At 35.3% G+C, this 19,268-nt stretch carries 14 protein-coding genes; 12 read left to right on the forward strand and 2 right to left on the reverse strand.

Annotation, left to right across the window (positions count from 1 at the left end):
• Nucleotides 1-162 precede the first annotated feature (162 nt).
• Nucleotides 163-732: an FAD-dependent oxidoreductase gene (locus I7822_RS24705; RefSeq protein ID WP_207981742.1), complete on the reverse strand. Its 570-nt coding sequence runs from the start codon at nucleotides 730-732 to the stop codon at nucleotides 163-165.
• Between the two features lie 172 nt (nucleotides 733-904).
• Here I7822_RS24705 and I7822_RS24710 point away from each other — a divergent pair, with 172 nt between their 5' ends.
• The 3 genes from I7822_RS24710 (at nucleotide 905) to I7822_RS24720 (ending at nucleotide 5,505) form a co-directional block, all read left to right on the forward strand.
• The gene (locus I7822_RS24710) at nucleotides 905-1,492 is read left to right on the forward strand and encodes a nitroreductase family protein (protein ID WP_207981743.1); all 588 of its coding nucleotides are present in this window, start codon (nucleotides 905-907) and stop codon (nucleotides 1,490-1,492) included.
• Between the two features lie 306 nt (nucleotides 1,493-1,798).
• Nucleotides 1,799-2,746 (forward strand): oxygen-dependent tRNA uridine(34) hydroxylase TrhO, encoded by a 948-nt coding sequence (trhO, locus tag I7822_RS24715; protein WP_207981744.1) that lies wholly within the window; start codon nucleotides 1,799-1,801, stop codon nucleotides 2,744-2,746.
• A 488-nt stretch (nucleotides 2,747-3,234) separates the two neighbouring features.
• Nucleotides 3,235-5,505: an AraC family transcriptional regulator gene (locus I7822_RS24720; RefSeq protein WP_207981745.1), complete on the forward strand. Its 2,271-nt coding sequence runs from the start codon at nucleotides 3,235-3,237 to the stop codon at nucleotides 5,503-5,505.
• A gap of 190 nt (nucleotides 5,506-5,695) precedes the next feature.
• On the opposite strand, the gene I7822_RS24725 is transcribed toward I7822_RS24720, so the two are convergent.
• The gene (locus tag I7822_RS24725; protein ID WP_207981746.1) at nucleotides 5,696-6,565 is read right to left on the reverse strand and encodes a carbohydrate ABC transporter permease; all 870 of its coding nucleotides are present in this window, start codon (nucleotides 6,563-6,565) and stop codon (nucleotides 5,696-5,698) included.
• A gap of 412 nt (nucleotides 6,566-6,977) precedes the next feature.
• On the opposite strand from I7822_RS24725, the gene I7822_RS24730 reads away from it, so the two are divergent.
• From I7822_RS24730 to I7822_RS24770, 9 genes are all read left to right on the forward strand, one after another.
• A complete protein-coding gene (locus tag I7822_RS24730; RefSeq protein ID WP_232329105.1) occupies nucleotides 6,978-7,898 on the forward strand; it encodes an ABC transporter permease in 921 nt (306 codons plus the stop codon).
• A gap of 49 nt (nucleotides 7,899-7,947) precedes the next feature.
• Complete coding sequence (locus I7822_RS24735; protein ID WP_207981747.1) at nucleotides 7,948-8,580, forward strand: YesL family protein; 633 nt, start codon at nucleotides 7,948-7,950, stop codon at nucleotides 8,578-8,580.
• A gap of 82 nt (nucleotides 8,581-8,662) precedes the next feature.
• Nucleotides 8,663-10,174 (forward strand): extracellular solute-binding protein, encoded by a 1,512-nt coding sequence (locus I7822_RS24740; protein WP_207981748.1) that lies wholly within the window; start codon nucleotides 8,663-8,665, stop codon nucleotides 10,172-10,174.
• 336 nt (nucleotides 10,175-10,510) lie between these two features.
• Entirely contained in the window at nucleotides 10,511-12,082 is a 1,572-nt protein-coding gene (locus tag I7822_RS24745; RefSeq protein WP_207981749.1) for a glycoside hydrolase family 43 protein, read from the forward strand.
• A gap of 22 nt (nucleotides 12,083-12,104) precedes the next feature.
• On the forward strand, nucleotides 12,105-13,217 hold the full coding sequence (locus tag I7822_RS24750) for a glycoside hydrolase family 88/105 protein (RefSeq protein WP_207981750.1): 1,113 nt from the start codon (nucleotides 12,105-12,107) through the stop codon (nucleotides 13,215-13,217).
• Nucleotides 13,218-13,236: 19 nt separating this feature from the next.
• Nucleotides 13,237-14,595 carry a glycoside hydrolase family 28 protein gene (locus tag I7822_RS24755; RefSeq protein ID WP_207981751.1) on the forward strand — a complete coding sequence of 453 codons (1,359 nt, stop codon included), beginning with the start codon at nucleotides 13,237-13,239 and terminating at the stop codon, nucleotides 14,593-14,595.
• 46 nt (nucleotides 14,596-14,641) lie between these two features.
• Nucleotides 14,642-15,550 (forward strand): dienelactone hydrolase family protein, encoded by a 909-nt coding sequence (locus I7822_RS24760; RefSeq protein WP_207981752.1) that lies wholly within the window; start codon nucleotides 14,642-14,644, stop codon nucleotides 15,548-15,550.
• A gap of 12 nt (nucleotides 15,551-15,562) precedes the next feature.
• On the forward strand, nucleotides 15,563-17,227 hold the full coding sequence (locus tag I7822_RS30510) for a pectinesterase family protein (protein ID WP_307847874.1): 1,665 nt from the start codon (nucleotides 15,563-15,565) through the stop codon (nucleotides 17,225-17,227).
• A gap of 789 nt (nucleotides 17,228-18,016) precedes the next feature.
• A complete protein-coding gene (locus tag I7822_RS24770; protein WP_207981753.1) occupies nucleotides 18,017-19,228 on the forward strand; it encodes an ROK family transcriptional regulator in 1,212 nt (403 codons plus the stop codon).
• Nucleotides 19,229-19,268 lie beyond the last annotated feature (40 nt).

Raw genomic sequence — 19,268 nt, forward strand, 5'->3', positions numbered from 1 at the left:
AATCAATACATGTATTATTATAATCAAATACGAATTCAGGCAAAATTAAACTACCAGTCTCCAATAGAGTTTGGAGAACAGGTAGCTTAGGTGTTTTTTCTAAGTCTCATTTAGATGGGTCAGTTCAGCGATTTATCGCTTTTCTATCCTTTTGCTGTCCAATCATTTTGTTTTTAGAATATCATGGTCCACGTATCGTTCACCATTTAGCTCACTAATGATGTTAATAGCAACTTTTGCCCCGTCTCCTGCTGTTATAATTGTGTGTACACTAACGCCAGCACAAGTTCCAGCTGCCCATATTCCATCAATATTGGTTTTTCCATCTTTATCTACTTGGAAAATTGTCTTAATCCGTGGTTCAGTTCCAGAAATGGTCGTTACGCCCAGCTTTTCTCCAAGTTCTACTAATACACCAGTTGCAAAAATTACATGCTTAGTTGAATAGGCTCCATGTTCTTCTGTTTGGATATCAAAGCCTGTTTCCGTTTTCTTTATCTCGACTACAGCGTCATTAATTAGTTCAGATCCAAACCGTTGAGCTTGTTTCTTTCCAGTTTCAATTAATTCTGGACCAGTTATTTCAGAAACTCCGTAGTGATTTTCAACCCATGCACGCTTTGTCATCCCTTTGTCATGATCAATCAATAACGTCTTTTTCCCAGCCTTAGCCGTAAAGATTCCTGCACTTGCACCTGCTGGTCCTGCACCAATAATAACAATATCAAACATTTAGCTTCACCCTTTCAACTTGTAATCTAGTAAAAGTATACGTTTACATTATAAATGGTATCTTTCATAGTTCATAATGATTTACCTTATACTGAAGTCATTTAAAAAGAATTTTTGTCAGAGGTTGAATCATATGATTAACTTAAGTAAGTAAATTAGGAGGGTGATAAGTATGAATGTACTTACGGCGATAAAGTCGAGAAGAAGTATTGGTGTTGTAAAACCTGATCCTGTTCCAACTGAACTTATCAATAAAATTCTTGATGCTGGTACATGGGCGCCTGCTCATCATCGTACAGAGCCGTGGAGATTTTTTGTTTTAACAGGTGATGCAAGAAAAAGACTAGGAAAAACACTTTCGTCAATTGCTGAAAAGACATTGGATGATCCTAAAAGTGAAGAGAGTAGAAAAAGATTAGAAAGAGAGGAACAAAAGCCGCTTAGAGCCCCTGTAATCATTGCAGTAGCCGTTGAACCAACAATTAATAAAAATGTATTAGTAAAAGAAGAATATGCTGCGGTGAATGCCGCTATTCAAAATATGTTACTTGCCACACATGCACTTGGTCTAGGAGCGATCTGGCGAACTGGAAATGTCTGTTATTCAAATGAAATAAAACAGCTATTTGGACTTTCGGATGATTCAGAGATGGTAGGTTTCATTTACATTGGCTATCCGAATATGAAGGAAATGCAGGGGAAAAGGAAGCACTTTTCTGAGGTAAGTACTTGGTTTGACCGTGATGAAGATTTTTCGTAATTAAATTTATACTATTTTCTATATATCCTAAAACACGGTGAGAGGTTAATTTCACCGTGTTTTTTTCTTTTTTTAATAGTTTAATCCCGTGAAATAGGATTTAATATGGAATATAACCTGTATTCCAACACAGTTTTCTAAACGTGTTGGATGAATAAACCAGTTTAAAAAAGTTGCATTTCTTTTTAATATTTGTTTTAATTAATTGTTACTTTTTATACTTATGTATGAAAAGATAATATAAAGCAAGTAAACATCTCAATACGTTTATATCTTGCAAATATAAATATAGTAGGTGAATGATAAATGGAAACGAAACAATATCGAGTTTTACTGTATTACCATTATGTAACAATTGATAACCCAGAAGAATACACTGCACAACATTTAGAATTTTGTAAAAGCATTGGATTAAAAGGTAGAGTTTTAATCGCACATGAAGGAATTAATGGTACTGTATCTGGAACAGTTGAGCAAACAGATCAATATATGGCACATATGAAAGAAGATCCGCGCTTTAAAGATATGGTATATAAAATAGATGAAGAGGATGATCATGCATTCAAAAAAATGCATGTACGTCATAGACCAGAACTCGTTACATTACGATTAGAGGATGATGTGAATCCACTAGAGTTAACTGGTAAATATTATAGTCCAAAAGAATTCTATGAAGCGATGCAGCAGGAAGACACTGTTGTCATTGATGCAAGAAATGATTATGAATATGAGTTAGGCCATTTTCGCAATGCGATTATGCCTGATATTAATACATTCAAAGAATTACCGGATTGGATACGTGAGAATCGTGAACAATTAGAAGGTAAAAAAATCCTTACGTACTGTACTGGTGGAGTTCGCTGTGAAAAATTCTCCGGTTGGTTACGCAAGGAAGGATTTGAAGATGTAGCACAATTACATGGTGGCATTGTAACCTACGGGAAAGATCCAGAGGTTCAAGGTGAGCTTTGGGATGGTCAATGCTATGTGTTTGACGAAAGAATCAAGGTACCAGTTAATAGAGTAGCACCTGTCGTTGTTGGAAAAGATTATTTCACAAACGAATCTTGTGAACGCTATGTTAATTGTGCTAATCCTGAATGCAATAAGCAAATTCTGTGTTCAGAAGAAAATGAACATAAATATTTACGTGCATGTAGTCATGAATGTAGAGTCCATCCAAGAAATAGATATATTGTAGAACATGGTTTGACAGAAGAAGAAGTGAAAGAAAGACTTGAAGTTTTAGTATAAGATATTGATATCTTGCTTCACTGATCATTTGGTTAAATATGTATGAAGCATATAAACACCTTTTGTTTTTTAATTGTATTTTATTTCGAAAAGAGTCCTTATGGGCTCTTTTCTTTTTTCTTAATAAACTTGCAAGTTATTTAGGGGGAAATTACTGCATCCTTGTCACAATCGAAAAAAAGTGAATAATCATTTCGTAACATCATACTCATTTCTTCGGTTATTTAATGGAATGACTAAGTTTCTGCTATTTAGATTCTAAGGATTGTAGGAGTTATATTGTAATTCAATTAAGATACTCATTACATTAGTGGTATTTTTTTTATCATCTGGATATTTTATTCTTAGCAGTAAAAAATAAGGAAAGGAGACGTGTGATTAAATTGTTGACGTATTAGAAAAGCACTTGTTGACATTAAATTTACTAGAGTCTTATAATAGTAAAATATGTAAGCGCTTTTACGAGCGAATGGGAGTGTTGTATAACAATGAAACATAAGCCAAAATATTTTTATCGTATCTTTTTACCATTTGTCTTAGTAGGAACTCTTGTAATGATACTATTTAATGGCTTTGCCTTTTTCTTTACAAAGGATTCATTTGAAGAGAAGATCACTTTGGAAAAACAAGAAAATGTTGTGCAAACGATGAATACACTCGAACAAAAATTACAGGCGTTAGATTATACATTTAATTCCTATGTTCATGATACTCCTTTTAAAGGCTATATTAGTAAGCCATTAACAGCTAAGAATTTTGATACATACCAAACAATTGATAAACAATTAAACTATATCTCTTCCTTTGGTCCGAGCCAAACAACAGTTGATTTAGTAAGTTTAAAGGGAAACTGGATGATTAGTAAACATGGGCTGCAACAATTAACTGAAACACAAAAAGAGCAAATCACTTCAAAATACTTGTCCTTACCTCATTCATCTACATGGTTAAAATCGGATGATTCGAATAGTGAGATCAAGCTAGTTAAACAAACTCCTTTTTATCAAACAAATAAAAACGGTGTTCTCATAATTAACATTCCACTGAAATCATTAACAAACCTTATTTATAAACAAGCTGAATCAAGTCCAATCTTTATTTATAGTCAAGATGGATCATTGCTTTATCAAAGTAATTCGAGTGAGGAGAAGGGGATTAATGAAAAAACAATAGCGAGCTTAATTAACGGTAATCACGACCAGACAGGTGTACTGAATGTAGATACAAATGGAGAAAATAAGTATAAAGTAGCTTACTCAAAGTCAGGATATAATGGCTGGATTTATCTATCGAAAATAAAAGATTCAGAGTTTTCCCAGGCAATGAAGCCAACAATAATTGGTACGATTTTAATGAGTATCTTTATGTTAACTGTAACTGTCATTATTGCATATGTAAGTTCAGAATATTTTTCTAAACCAATTAGAGATCTTCAAAAATTCATTCCGAAAATGCAAAAGAACGGTTATAAAGATGAATTTGAATTAATTGGCAAGTCAATTCGAGAAGTGCTTGATAAAAATCAGTCACTTGAACACATTGTCACAAATCAACATGAACAATTAAAGACATTATTTATGTTAAATCTTTTTCACGGACGTATGAACGAAACAGAAATTCAAGAAGAATTAAGGGATTTTAACTATCCTGATAAATGGAGTTACTTATATGTATTAGCCATTCAATTCGACAGCTTAGAAAATAGTGACTACACAAGGAAAGATAAAGATGTGCTTTTGTTTTCCATTAATCAGATTGTATCGGAAATTATTCGTGAAGATGAGCAACTTACTCCAACAGTTATTGATTCAAAAACACAAGCTACGATTTTTATATGTGAGGATAAAAATTGCGATCATCATGTTTTAATCATAAATCAATACGCAGAAAAAATTCAGAAGACGGTTAAGGAAATCTTCAATTTATCGATTAGTATTGGGGTAAGTAGCCCTTTTGAAAAACTGACTGAGAGTAAACAAGCTCTTGCACAAGGAATTGAATCTTTAAAATACCGTCTAAAGGTCGGGAAAGAATCGATCATTTTCTATGAAAGTGTTTCAACTATTTTTAATAATAATCAAATAAAAACGTACTTTCCTAAAATATTGGAGAATCAATTGTTTGATGCCATAAAACTTGGAGAAAGCAAGAAAGCTAAGGAGTCATTGCATCAATTACTTGCTAATTTGTTTAAAAATAATACAAATCCCCATGAGCTAGAAGTTAATATTATGCGGTTTTTAAATGACTTAATTAGTTTAATGCAGGTAATGGGGATGGACACATTAATCATCGAAGATCATAAAACATTGTACTATGCTATTTCGGAGATGAAGACGTCCGAAGAAATCGAGATGTTTGTGAAAAACAAAATTGTATATCCAATGATTGATGCCATTTCTGAACGAACAGATTCACAAAATAAATCAATATCTGAAAAAATTATACACATAATCCAAAATGAATATGACACCGAAATATCTCTTGAAATCATTGCTTCTCGCCTTCATTACAATAAAAATTATTTAAGTAGTATTTTTAAAAAGGAATTTAAACAATCATTTAGTGAATATCTCTCGCTTTATCGCTATGATATGGCAAAAATATGGCTGAAAGAGACAAATATGTCAGTAAGAGAAATATCTGAGAAACTACAATATAAAAATTCACAAAATTTTATTCGTTCCTTCCGTAAAATTGAAGGCACGACACCAGGTAAATACCGGGATTTACACCGTGATGAGTCATTCTCTTTCTAATAGAAAAAGGTTGAGCAGGAATACCTGATTTGGTTTCCTACTCAACCTTTTTTATTTTTTTGCACTTTATTGATTGGAACGGATACGTGAGGCTCCCGGAACGCCCACGGAAAGCGAACGCCTGCAGCTGAAATCAACAACCAAGTTTAACAGAGCCTATTTTATATATTACTAATCTATTAGTTAATGATTACGCCTTCACAGAGCCGACAAAAGCACCCTTTACAAAGTATTTCTGCAGGAATGGATATACAATTAACATCGGTACTGTTGCAACAGCGATAACTGCCATTTTAATTGTCTGGGCAGGTGGGACGACATCAACTGAAGTAGCATCTGCCTGCATACCACTTGATACAATAACGATCTGGCGTAGTAAAACTTGGATAGGCCATTTACCTGAATCATTAAGATAAAGAATGGCATTCATATACTCATTCCAGTACGAAACAGCGTAGAATAATGAAATTGTTGCAATAGAAGGAAGTGATAACGGAAGAATAATTTTAAAAAATATCAAGATATCATTATATCCATCTACCTTTGCTGATTCTTCTAAGCTATCAGGAATGGCTTGGAAAAAGTTTCTCATAATAATTAAGTTAAATGCATTAATCGCAACGGGGAGAATTAACGCCCAGTAAGAATCAATTAACCCCATATTTCTTACTACTAAGTATGTCGGAATCATCCCGCCGCTAAATAGCATTGTAAACACAATAACAAAGTTGATTGCTTTTCTACCATATAAATACCTTCTAGATAAGGAATAAGCCATGAAAGCGGTTAAAATCATACTTACTAGTGTCCCAACACCTGTAATCCCAATTGAAACAGCAAAGCTTCTAAAGATCGTTGGTGTAGAAAAAATATATTCATATGCCTCTAATGTAAAGGTCGTTGGAAAAAGAATAAACGTTTTTTCGACTACCTCTTGTGTTGTTGCAAATGAACTAGCAATGACGTTTACAAATGGGATGAAACAAGCTAAAGCAATGAGAAGTAAGATCGTATAGTTGAAGAAGTTAAAAATTCGATTACCTAATGATTTTTCATACATCTGATTGATCCCTCCATTTAAAATTAATGATTTATATTTGGTACAGCCTTATGACATCAATATATCAATGAAAAACAAGGTACGTCTATAATCATTTCTACATGAACTACGATCTCTGTAATGTGGATCAAATTAGGAAGAAAACGTTATCAATACAACGGATTGCTATAGCAATAATCATGGATAGATAAAAGTAATCATTACATCAGGCTACTAATAGTAAGCGTTTTCTAGAGATCGTTATAGGGGGTTCTTACAGAATGATTGTAGACGTAATGCTAGCACATATCTTACCTTTAAGAAGTACAAAACATCCGTGAAAGATAAATTGAAGGAGGCATTCGTTGTGAGAGATTCCATTATTCCTATTAAAGATCAGCATGGAGTTCCGCCAGTTCTTGATAAGAAAACAATTAAACAACAGACTAGAAGAAAAAACATCGCAAGTATTGGCAGGAACAAATATCTATATTTAATGATATTACCAGGTCTCTTGTATTTTATTATTTTTAAGTATATTCCAATGGGAGGTCTAATCATTGCGTTTCAAGATTACCAACCTTTTTTAGGAATACTTGGGAGTCCATGGGCAGGGTTTAAACATTTTATCCGATTGTTTACAGAACCAACCTTTTTTATGTTATTAACAAACACACTATTTTTATTTGCGTTAAATCTTTTTATCTTTTTCCCAATTCCAATTATTCTTGCTTTGATGTTAAATGAAGTAAGGGTGAAAATGTTTAAAAGTACTGTTCAAACAGTCATCTACATTCCACATTTCATGTCATGGGTAATCATTGTATCGATTTCTTATGTTTTCTTAACAGTAGATGGTGGCGTAATTAATGAGTTGATTGCAAAAGCCGGGGGAGAAAAGATCAATTTTCTAACAGATGGTGCCTGGACTCGTGGAATTTATATTCTTCAGATCATATGGAAGGAAATGGGTTGGTCAACAATCATTTATTTAGCAGCAGTAACAGCAGTAGATCCACAATTATATGAAGCTGCAAAAATGGATGGTGCTAATCGCCTTCGTCAAATCTGGCATGTGACATTACCTGCAATCCGTCCAGTAATCATTATCTTGTTAATCTTAAAAATTGGCCAAACCTTAGACTTAGGTTTTGAACATGTTTATCTTCTACTAAATTCTTTGAATCGTGAAGCTGTAGAAATTTTTGATACGTATGTGTATACAGCAGGACTTAAAAATGGTCAATTGAGTTATAGTACTGCAGTAGGACTATTTAAAGGTTTGGTTGGATTAGTCTTAGTCATAGGTGCGAATAAATTAGCGAAGAAGTTTGGTGAGGATGGCTTGTATTAACAACTAAATTGTTAGCGTTATCAAAAGTGATGAGAGGAGGCTGACTGAAATGGGGAAAATGGCTGAACGCTTGAATGATATGTGTATACGAATTTTGCAGCTTGTTTATATCAATCTGTTATGGGTTGTTTTCACTCTGTTAGGCTTGGTTTTAGTAGGAATAGGTCCTGCTACGTTAGCGATGTTTACTGTGCTGAGGCAATGGATTAGAGGTAATACAGATATTCCGATTTTTCTAACATTTTGGGATGCGTATCGTACAGGCTTTAAAGAAGCTGCAGCAATTGGTGTTTTTTATATAATAGTTGGCTGGATTCTATATATTGATCTATTATACGTGCAGTCTTTCTTCTTACGGGCTTTACTTCTCGTCGTAAGTTTTGCTTATATTGTTTCGCTTTGTTATATTTTCCCGATCATTGCTCATTATGATTGGAAGAGCATTGTGCTCAAAGTGAAGTGCTCTGTCGTATTTGGGATTTCTTATTTACAATACACATTGCTGTTATTGATTGTATTAGCCTTTGTTTATTTTATTCTCTTCATGTACCCAGGAGTGTTAACGTTCTTTGGTATAAGTATTGGGTGCTACATAATAATGTGGCTAACCAATCAAGTGTTTACAAGAATTGAAATACAGGCAGGAATTCAAGAAGGGAAGAGTAGATTAGAACCCAAATAAGGAGGTGGTAAATTAACAATTGCTTCAATTTCATATTAAAGTAGATTACTAATTTAAACTAATAAAAGGGGATGGAAAAGGTATGAAAAAGAAATTTGCAAAAGTATTAGCAGTTAATGTGTTAGTTGCCTCACAACTTCTACTTGCAGCATGTTCTAGTGATAGCGAAAAAGCAAGTGGAGAAGCTACAAAATACGATCCAGAATCACATGTAGATGTAAATTGGACAGCAATCTTACATACTGCTTCACCACCTACAGATGTTGTCCTTAAAAAGATTGAGGAAGCAACTAACGCTACCATCAATTTTAATTGGGTCCCAGATGCTTCAAAGGATGAAAGAATCACAGCAGCACTTGCATCAGGCGAATTGTCAGACATTGTTTCACTGACGATGCTTACGAATTCCTCTGTTAGACAATCCTTAAAATCGGGGATGTTCTGGGATGTAAGCGAGTACTTAGATGATTACGAAAATTTAAAATTAATCTCTGAAGAGATCCGTACAGCTGCGTCTATTGATGGCAAATTATACGGAGTTCCATTTCAAAAGGACTTGGCTAGATCAGGTCTCATCCTTCGCAAGGATTGGCTAGATAATTTAGGATTAAAGGCTCCAACAACATTAGATGAATTGTATGAGGTTGCGAGAGCATTTACAGAAGATGATCCAGATGGTAATGGAAAAGATGATACTGTAGGTTTTGGTGACAGAAGTGAATTACGATACGGCAGCTTTAAAACATTAAGCTCATATTTTGGCACTCCAAACGGATGGGCAGTTGATGAAAGTGGAAAGTTTATCCCGGAATTTGAAACACAAGCATACAAGGATACTATGAATTATTCTAGAAAATTATTCGAAAATGGCTATATAGCGAAGGATTTTGCCGTTACTGCTAAAACAGATCAACAACAAAAGTTTGCTCAAGGGAAAACAGGTATCTATACAGGAATGGTCGATATTAAAAACTTAAAAGTTATGGCTGAGGGTATCCAGGACGAAATGGAACTCATTCCAGTTAACAAAATCGCTGGTCCTGATGGCGAACACCATATTTGGTCAGAAAATAGTGGTGTAGGTGGATTAATGGCATTCCCTAAATCAGAAGTGAAAAATGAGGCTGAATTAAAACGTCTCCTTCAATTTATTAATGACCTAATTGATAAAGAAGTGTTCATGCTCATGACAGGTGGAATTGAAGGTACACATTATGAATTAGATGAAAATGGAGCATTTACTGTATTAGACAATGCATTATGGCAGAAGGATACGCAACCATTCTCAAGTTCAAGACCAAGTGAAATTACACACAACTTAATTGACGCAGATCCTTCCAAACAGCTAGCAAATGAATTAATAAAAGAGAATGCAGAATTTGCTGTACTCAATCCAACAGTCCCACTTGACTCTGCAACTGCAAACGAAAGAGGAACAGAGCTAGAAAAGATTATTATTGATGCAACATTCAAATATATTATGGGAGAAATTGATGAAAAAGCCTTCGATGCAGAAGTGAAAAAGTGGAAAGAATCTGGTGGAGATGATATGGCAAAAGAATATGAAGAAGCTTACAAGAAGTCCCAGAAATAAGTAATAGATTAATAGGAAGTCCTTTCTTTTTACATCTTATCTCCTAAGAATTAAGAAGGAAGGGCTTTTTCTTAAGGTAAAGCTCTTTTCTGGAGATTGTTACTTTTATAAACAAAAACTATTTTAGGTTGATTGGAACGGATTGCGAGACTCCTGCGGGAGCAGCGGGACACGTGAGACCCCGCAGGCGTTTACGCCGAGGAGGCTCACCGCCCGCCCCGCGGAAAGCGAGCAACTCTCGCTGCAATCAACCACACGGTACCTCTTGGTAAATAGCAACAAATTTTGGCGAGTCAGTCGAAGGTAAAGATTTATTAACCCAAAAGGAGCTCATTCATGGAAAATAGTTCTTACATTAAAAACCCAATCCTAACAGGATTTAACCCTGACCCTTGTATAGTACGTGCCAACGATGATTACTATATCGTTACGTCAACCTTTGAATGGTATCCAGGAGTCCCAGTGTATCATTCAAAGGATTTGCAAAATTGGCAGCATTTAACGAATATCTTAACAGATCATACTAACTTTGCAGGAAACCCAGATTCTTGTAGTGTTTGGGCGCCAGCTATAAGTTACTTTGAAGGACTTTTTTATCTCGTTTATACAGATGTGAAAAGAAGTAAATATCCATTTAAAGACGCCCATAATTATCTCGTAACTGCAACAGATATTAGGGGGCCATGGTCGGAACCAATTTTCTTAAACAGTGGGAATTTTGATCCATCACTATTTCATGATGAAGATGGACGAAAATGGTTTTTAAATGTCCATTGGGATTATCGAATCGAAGGGAGAAATAAATCTGCAGGTATTGTTATGCAGGAATACTCCCCAGATGAGAAACGGCTAATTGGACCAATCTATAAAATTTTTGATGGAACAGAGCTAAGAAAAACAGAAGCCCCTCATATTTATAAAGAAAATGGCTACTATTACTTAATAACTGCAGAGGGTGGAACAGGTAAAACGCATGCCGTCACTGTCGCAAGAGCAAAAGACATAACAGGACCATATGAAGTAGATCCACAAAATCCGATGTTAACGTCAGCACATGATGAAAACTTAACCTTACAAAAGGCTGGTCATGGCAGTCTTGTTTGTACACATACAGATGAGTGGTTTATGGCTCATCTATGCAGTCGTCCTGTGAATGGAAAGTATTCAATCCTAGGCCGTGAAACAGCTCTTCAGCGTGTTGAATGGACAGCGGATGGCTGGCTTCGACTGGAATGTGGTGGACACGAAGCACAAGTGAAAGTGAAAGCTCCAAATCTGCCTCTCCATCCGTTCCCAACAGATGAAAATGAACATGATGATTTTAACTGTGAAACGCTACATAAAACTTGGAATACACTTCGCATTGCACCAAACGAATCGTGGTGTTCATTATCAGAACGTAAGGGGCACTTACGAATCAAGGGTGGAGAATCTTTACATTCTTTACACGATCAACACTTAATCGCGAGAAGACAACAGCACTTTGAATGTGATGTAGAGACAACAATTGAATTTGAGCCCGAAACCTTTTTACAAATGGCAGGTCTAGTTCTTTATTACAACACAGATAACTACGTATACTTCTATATTTCACACGATGAAGAAAAGGGAAAATGTCTCAACATCATGAAATGTGTATGGGGTGAGTTTGAGCATATGAATATGTGTATTTCAATTAGTGGAACAGCAGTATGTAAGTTAAAGGCTGAAATTAAGGATGAAACAGCACACTTCTCATATACCTGTGATAATGATGATTGGGTAGAAATTGATACGCCAATTAGTATAGCTCATCTTTCCGATGAAGGAAACGGGTTCACAGGAAACTTTGTTGGGATATGTGTTCAAGATCTGCAAGGTACGAAAAAACACGCTGACTTTGATTGTTTTACTTATACTGCAAAATAAACGCGAGAAAGGGTGATTGAATATGGAAACAAAAACGCTTAATTGGTCTCAAAGAATGATTGATTCAGTCATGGTTCGAAAACCACTTTTATCAGAAGGAATTCAAAATGATAAGTGGTCTTATGATTATGGTGTTGTGTTAAAAGGAACTGAGCTTGTTTGGAGAGCAACAGGTGATCATAGATATTTTAATTACATGAAGAAAAATATGGATGCTTTCGTTGACGAAGAAGGGAACATTCGTGAATACGACATAAATCTATTTAATATTGACCATATAAACAATGGGAAAGTCCTGCTAACTTTATATAAAGAAACAGGAGAAATGAAATATAAAAAGGCAATCGATCTATTAAGAAAGCAATTACGTTCACATCCACGCACATCTGAAGGTGTATTTTGGCATAAAAAAGTATATCCTTCTCAAATCTGGCTTGATGGATTATTTATGGGTGCACCTTTCTATGCTGAGTATGTGAAAGAATTTGGAAAAGAAGAAGAATTTGATGATATTACCAAGCAATTTATATTATGTGCAAAAAACACAAAAGACCACGAAACTGGGCTTCTTTATCATGCGTTTGATGAGAAGAAAGTACAACCATGGTGCAAACCAGAAACAGGACATTCCATGAATTTCTGGGGAAGATCGATGGGATGGTTTGTTATGGGATTAGTTGATACTCTTGGATTCATTCCAGAATCACATAAAGACCGAGATACACTAGTAACTTTACTTGTAGAGGTTTTACAAGCATTAAAGAATGTTCAAGATGAAGAAACTGGGGTTTGGTATCAGGTCTTAGACAAAGGTGACAGAAAAGGAAATTATCTTGAAGCCTCTGCCTCCTGTATGATTTTATACGCAATTGCAAAAGGTGTAAAACTAGGTTTCTTAAGCAAAGAATGGAGAGAAGAGGCAGAGAGAGTATACAAAGGAATCATTGCTGAATTTGTAACCTGCACAAGTGAAGGATTAGTAAACCTGAATAAAACGTGTCAAGTTGCCGGGCTAGGTGGTCCTGATAAGAGGGATGGTACGTTTGAATATTATATAAGTGAGCCAATCATCACAAATGATTTAAAAGGGATTGGTGCCTTTATTCTAGCAACTGCTGAAATAGAAAACGACTAAGTTAGAAAGGGTGAATCATATGGTATCTACAATCACTTCTAGTATGTATGATATTAAGCAATTTGGAGCAATAGGTAATGGAGAAACTGTGAACACAAAAGCTATTGCCCAGGCAATTGAAGCATGTATGCAAGCGGGTGGAGGTACAGTTTATGTTCCAGCAGGTCGCTTCCTTACTGGAGCAATTATATTAAAAAGTAATGTGAATTTATATTTAGAAGCAGGGGCAACTCTATTATTCAGCAACAATATTAGCGAATATCCTGTCGTTCATTCTCGCTGGGAAGGTGTTACAAGAGATGTATATGCTTCCTGTATTTATGCAGAAAACAGTGAAAATATCTCTGTAACAGGATATGGTACATTAGATGGAAATGGTCAATTTTGGTGGGATCTTTTCCGAAAGCAGGAAAACAAATATCCAAGACCTAAGCTAGTAAGCTTTGACACTTGTAAACATGTAGTAATAACTGGGGTGAAAATGGTCAATTCACCAAGCTGGACGGTAAACCCAATCTGTTGTGAGGATGTAACCATTCATAATATCTCAATTTTAAATCCAAGTCATTCTCCAAACACAGATGGGATTGACCCAGAATCATGTCGAAATGTTCGCATTTCAGATTGTCATATAGATGTTGGTGATGATTGTATCGCCATTAAAGCAGGAACAGAGGACACGACAAAGCGTGTAGCCTGTGAAAATATTACAATCACAAACTGTACAATGATCCATGGGCATGGTGGTGTTGTTTTAGGCAGTGAAATGAGTGGAGATATTCGTAATGTAACAGTAAGTAACTGCGTGTTTGAAGGAACTGATCGTGGGATCCGCTTAAAATCGCGACGTGGACGAGGTGGTGTAGTCGAAGATATTCGCGTAAGCAATATCGTTATGAAGGGAGTTATTTGTCCATTTATTGCAAACCTATATTACTTTTGTGGTCCACGCGGAAAAGATAAATATGTATGGGATAAAGCTCCTTATCCAATAACAGAGGAAACACCTATCTTCAGAAGGATTCATTTTTCAAATATTACTGCAAGGGAAGTAAGTGCGGCAGCTGGATTTTTATATGGTCTAGCTGAAATGTATGTGGAGGATGTTACGTTTGATAATGTGACAGTAGCTATGGCGGATGATGCAGAACCAGGTATGCCAGCAATGATGTCTGAGCTAGAACCAATGAAACAACGAGGTTTCTATTGTGGTAACGTTACAGGCGTTAGTTTTAATCGAGTCACGGTAAGTAACCATGAAGGCCCTGCGTTTTACATAGAGAATGGAAAGGATATTGAGATTAGTGATTGTAAATCAAAAAATCCTAGATCAGAAGAAGCAATGGTTGTATTAAATAATGTCACAATTTCAGAGTGATTTACAAATCGCTGATCAAAATGTGTTTTGAAATGGAGAATACAAGATGATATCAAAAGGATCCCAACGTAAAAAACTATTCTCGTTATTAGGTGACTTGCCCGAAAAAACCGACACTGTATCTGTAAAAAAAGTAAGAGAACTAGATAATGGAACATTTTTACTTGAAGTATTATTATTGGATTTAAATGGAATTGATTTAGTACCAGCATATTTTGCTCGCCCTAAAGAGAGTAATGAGAAGATGCCAGTTGTGTTGTTTAATCATTCACACGGTGGGAATTATCAATTAGGCAAAACAGAACTTATCCAAAGCAGTGATTATCTCCAAAAACCATCTTTTGCAGAAGAGCTAACTTCTATGGGGTATGGTGTCCTATGTATTGATATGTGGGGATTTGGCGAGCGAAGAGGAAAGGCAGAAAGTGAAATTTTCAAAGAAATGCTTTGGAAAGGTCAAGTCATGTGGGGAATGATGATCTACGACAACATGCGTGCAGTTGATTACTTAATGACAAGAGACGATGTTGATTCTTCAAGAATAGCAACATTAGGAATGTCTATGGGTGGATTAATGGCATGGTGGCTATCTGCACTAGATGTGCGTATAAAGGTATGCATTGATATTGCTGCTCAAGTTGATGCAGAAACATTGGTGAAAAATCGAGGGCTTGATCATCATGGGTTTTACTCATATGTTCCAAGTCTATTAAAATATTTTCATACAGCAGAAATTCAAGAGTTAATTGCCCCACGACCACATTTAAGTGTTGTTGGGAATGATGATAGACTTACTCCATTCGCAGGATTAACCATTATTGATGAAGCATTGAGGGAAAAGTATAAACAAGAAGGATATTCAGAGAATTGGAAAATGGTCCGTTATCAATGTGGTCACATCGAAACGGCAGGAATGCGAGAAGAAATTTGTTCGTTTCTTCAAAAAAATGTTTAGGGTGATGTAGAAATGCTCGTTGCACAAGATGGAAGTGGACAGTTCACAACTATTCAAGAGGCAATTAACACAATACCTGATGATAATAACGAAAGAGTAATCATCAAGATAAAAGAAGGCATATATAAAGAGAAATTAGAGATCAATAAACCTCACATCTCTTTAGTAGGAACAGATAAAGCGAAAGTGAAAATTACATTTGGTGATTATGCGAAAAAGCCGTTTTCAAATGGTGAAAATATGGGTACCTTTTCTTCGTATAGCATTCTATTAACAGGAGATTATTTCCTTGCAAAAAACATCACCTTTGAAAATCACGCCGGCTGTGGAACAGTAGTTGGTCAAGCTGTTGCTGTCTATGTCGATGGAGACAAAATGGAATTTGATCATTGTTCGTTCTTAGGTAGCCAGGACACTTTATTTACAGGTCCACTTCCACCAAAGCCAATTGAAGGTAATCGTTTTGGTGGACCTAGAGATGGATTAGAAAGAAGAGTGGGAAGAAGTTATTTTAGGAACTGCTATATAGAAGGAGATGTTGATTTTATCTTCGGATCTGCAACTGCTGTTTTCCATCACTGTGAGATTTTTAGCCTAGATAAATCCAGTGACATTAATGGCTATATTACTGCAGCCTCTACCCCAATTGATGAAAAATTCGGTTATGTTTTTATCGATTGCCGGTTAACAAGCAATGCCGCAGCAAATACTGTCTATTTAGGAAGACCGTGGAGAGATTATGCAAAAACGGCATTCATTAATTGCTGGATGGGTGAGCACATCAAAGAAGAAGGCTGGCACAATTGGGAGAAACAGCATGCTGAAAAAACAACCTGCTATGCAGAATTTAATAGCAGCGGTCCAGGTGGAAACATGGATAAGCGAGTGAAATGGGCAAAGGTGCTAACTGAGGAAGAAGCAAAAGAATATGCGATTGAAATTGTTTTAGGTGTAGAAAAGGATTGGCCTTCTGTAGTAGAAAAAGAAAAACAATTTCGCATTTTTATAGCTGGAGATTCAACAGTAGAAGATGTTTCACCAGAGCAAGGAATAAAACAAGGCTGGGGCCAGCAAATACCTCAATTTTTTACAGATGAAGTCTGTATCATAAACGAAGCAATGGGTGGACGTAGCACAAAAAGCTTTATTGATGAAGGAAGATTACGAAAAATACTAGACAATATCAAAGAAAATGAATTTTTATTCATTCAATTTGGTCATAATGACCAAAAAGTAGAAGATAAAACAAGAGGTACAGATCCTTACACTAGCTATCAAGAATATTTGACACACTATATTAATGGAGCTCGTAAAAAAGGTGCTAACCCAATTCTAATAACTCCAGTAAATCGAAGAATCTTTGATGAACAAGGAAATCTAATCAATACCCTAGGTGATTATCCAGATGCGATGAGACAGTTGGCTACTGACTTAAAGGTGCCATTAATAGATCTATGGAAAAAGTCCAAGGACTTTTATGAAGGCTTAGGGATAGAAGATACAAAGGAACTATTTGCTTGGTATGAACAAGAAAATCAAGATATCCCCCCTGATGATACTCATTTTAGTCAGTATGGAGCGAAGAAAATTGCTGAGTTGGTTGTTGAGGGGATTAAGGAGTTACAGGTTGATTTTTCTTATTGTATCATTAATGAAAAAGAGGTTAGTAAGCTATAGAATTATAATTTATCAAGGTAAGGATGGATGAGTGCAGCCGAAGGGTCTGCACTTTTTAAGTGCGATAAAACCCCAGCACAAGGTTCAAGAGAAGCAAAGTAGAGTAGATTGGTGGGGAATAACACTACCCGTGATGTTTCGCATCTATTAGTAGAGGGTAAGAAAACCCTATTTGATTGAGGCTTTCTTTATATAGATGTGAAGTAGGTATTTGTCGGATTTTAACGAAGAAAAACATTGGTTTTGATATTGAAATTTTGTAAGTATATGTTAATATAAACTTAATAAAGTCATTGGAAAAAGTAAGTAACATCACCTCATGAGCTAGCTCAATTATTCTTTCTCTATTTCCTGCAATTATAAATGTCTCTTAAATCCTAACCAATAAGCTAAGTTTATCCAGTCAAAATCATTAAGAAGATACAATAAAAGGGATTATTATTAGAGGAAAATTGTAATCGCTGCCATTTTGAGGTGTATTTTAAAACCTCTCAAAGTAGTACAGCTTTCATTTTTAAGTCTGGTTATATTTAATCCGGATCGCCTATCCTTTACTTCACTTTATTTATATATCCAACCATCAACGACTCCTACAATCTTGAAGAAAACAAACTAACTTTTCAATTAAATTATTATAAAAATTGATGGTTTTACCTGTTTAAAAATCCAATTAAATCGAGTAATTATCCAGTACTCGTAATAGAATTCCCCTTAATAGGAGTAAACAACATACTTAATAAAACCATTGGAAAAACTAAGAATATTACACTAAGGGGTGCAACTATATTAATGAAAAGAACTGGGGACTTAAAGTTAATCCAAGAATTAAACCGCTCAATCATATTAGATACGATTAGGCTGCAAGGACCAATTTCAAGATCCGATATTGCGAAGTTAAATAAATTGAGCCCAACAACAGTAACATCAGCTGTATCTGAATTAATTCAAGAAGGATTGGTTTATGAAGATGGTATTGGTCATTCTAGTGGGGGTAGAAAACCAATCCTTGTCAGGTTTTCACCTGATTCTAAATTTTTAATAGCTATTTCTATCCGTAATTCCTTCATCACAATTGCAGAAATGAATCTAGAGGCCAATGTGAAACGAAAGGAAATTCACTCGACAAATTCTTATTTAGGAGATGATGTGATTCATTATTTGCTAGATTTGATTGAAACGTTCCTTAATAGCTCAAAAAATAAGGATCTTTGCATTGGTATTTCTGTGATTACCCAGGGGATCGTAAATTCTTCAAAGGGTGTTATCCGATTTAACGCGGAACTTAAGCTGAAAAATGTTCCATTAAAAGAATTATTAGAGCAAAGGTTTAATAAGAAATCGTATCTTGATAATGATACAAATGCATATCTTCTCGCAGAAAAAAACTTTGGTTTATATAACTTGAATCAAAACATGATATATATCACTCAAGGTGATGGAGTTGGGGCAGGTTTATTAGTAAATGGATCGATTTACAGAGGTCATAACGGAGGTGCTGGGGAATTTGGCCATACAAGTATTGACCGTGGAGGATTCCGCTGTGAATGTGGAAATATTGGCTGTCTTGAAACGTATGTTAGTTGGCCATCCATTTTTTCTAGAATTCTTTCCTCACTTTCAAGTGGCAAGTCTTCAAAGATGCTGGAAAAAGCAAATGGGAAAATGACTGAAATTACTCCTGCTATTTTTAGTGAAGCACTTCAAGAACATGATGATTTAGCCATGAAACTAGCTGAGGAAACTGTATCCTATCTTTCTGCAAGTATTGTTAACTTGGTTCATTTATTTAACCCAGAAGTAATCATTATAGGAGGTGAGGTTGTAGCAAATAATCCAATTTATTTAGCAAAATTGAGAACATCAGTATTAGAAAATGTCATGGAAGCTTTGTCAGAGGATTTAGATATTCATTCTCCTTCATTAGGAGATGAATTAGAAATGATAGGAGCCGCCTCTGTATTATTACAGGATAAATTTCACTTTTCTATTAATCAAGGATAGTAGAATAATAGACTTGGCTCTTTTAAAAAAGGAGAGGATG

The sequence above is a fragment of the Metabacillus bambusae genome (genome assembly GCF_017497975.1).
Classification (GTDB): Bacteria; Bacillota; Bacilli; order Bacillales; family Bacillaceae; genus Metabacillus; species Metabacillus bambusae.